Source organism: Mesorhizobium sp. M2A.F.Ca.ET.037.01.1.1 (assembly GCF_003998075.1).
In the GTDB taxonomy this organism is placed as follows: Bacteria; Pseudomonadota; Alphaproteobacteria; order Rhizobiales; family Rhizobiaceae; genus Mesorhizobium.
Genome location: NZ_RZSA01001307.1, coordinates 1 through 1,472 on the forward strand (window position 1 = coordinate 1; position 1,472 = coordinate 1,472).

1 protein-coding gene and 1 pseudogene are annotated in these 1,472 nt (G+C 63.9%); both read right to left on the minus strand.

What is annotated here, in order from left to right; genetic code table 11:
* Positions 1–284: 284 nt before the first annotated feature.
* Positions 285–1,001, minus strand: a complete 717-nt coding sequence (locus tag EOA27_RS36210) for a Bax inhibitor-1/YccA family protein (RefSeq protein WP_126082749.1) — start codon at positions 999–1,001, stop codon at positions 285–287.
* 35 nt (positions 1,002–1,036) lie between these two features.
* Positions 1,037–1,472, minus strand: a pseudogene (locus tag EOA27_RS36215) (anti-sigma factor); the annotation flags it as partial.

Consider the following 1,472-nt stretch of genomic DNA (forward strand, 5'->3'; position numbering starts at 1 on the left):
CTGCCACAGAAGCTCGGTGGCGTCGCCATCGCGCAGCGGGACCAGCTCGGCCCCCTGCCCGACGATGGTCGCCGAGATCCCCTCAGCGTTAAGCGTCACCTGTTCCATTGCGTCCTCGCGGTTGGCTGGTTGGGCCGGCAGGCTAGCAAAAGGCCGCGCGTGAACTCAAGCTCGGCAGGCAGATCCACCTTGGTCGTGGACGCTTTGGGCGCGGTCGACAAAAACGGCCGGAGGTTTCCCTCCGGCCGCGCCGAGGTCAGCAGTGTTGCCTGCTACGGCCCGGACTATTCGCGCTCGCCGGTGAAATTCAGGAGCAGCTGGAAGATGTTGATGAAGTTCAGATAAAGCGAGAAGGCGCCGAAGACGGCGAGCTTCTGCTGCGATTCGGCATCGAAATTCTCGGCATACTGCTCCTTGATGGTCTGCGTGTCCCAGGCGGTGAGGCCGACGAAGACAGCGATGCCGATCACCGAGATGGCGAATTGCAGCGCGGTCGAGCCGAGGAACAGGTTGACTAGGCTTGCGATCACCACGCCGATCAGGCCCATGATCAGGAAGGACGAGAACTGCGTCAGGTCGCGCCTGGTCGTGTAGCCGTAGAGGCTGGTGGCGCCGAACATCGTGGCGGCGATGAAGAAGGTGCGCGCGATGCTGGTCGAGGTGAAGACCAGGAACACCGAGGCGAGCGACAGGCCCATGACGGCGCAGAAGGCCCAGAACATCGTCTGCGCGCTCGCGGCCGACATGGTCTGCATCTTGAAAGAGAAGAGCATGACGAAGGCGAGCGGCGCCAGCATCACCACCCATTTCAGCGGGCTGGAGAAGATCGGCACGTAGAGCGCCGGTGTCGAGGCCACGAAGAAGGCGACGAGGCCTGTGACGACGAGACCGAGGCCCATATAGTTGTAGACGCGCAGCATGTGCTTGCGCAGGCCCTCGTCATAGACGGCTCCGGCCTGGACGCCGGCGCCCATTCGGTATCCCAGATTGGGGCTGTTCATCAGGTTCTCCTTGGTTCTCAGTAGAGGGTCTGTTTTCAGTAGAGAGTTCTGGCGAGTTTTTCGGCGGCACGGTCGAGGCTGCGGGCGTCGCCGCGGCCGACCACCGCATAGGCGACCTCGCCGATCTGGAAATAGGCGGTTGAGATGTCGTCGGCGGGCGCGACCGTCGGCTTCACGACGTCGAACGTGCCCGGCCTGATGGCGAACAGCGAGACGAGGCCGAGGTCCCTGGTCTGGACCGCCATCTCGACGCTCGGCCCGAATTGCGAGGGATAGACCTGGACGTCGCGGATCTTCCAGTCGTCGGGCAGCGACGGCATTACGATTGCGGTGGCCGCGCGGATCTCATCGGCATCGTAGCCCGGCGCTTCCCGCTGCGAGGGCATCGTCTCGCGCATCAAGGTCGTCCGGTGCGCTCTCACCGCATCCTCGACATAGGCCGGTGGCTGCGTCGAGGCGACCACCTTGGTC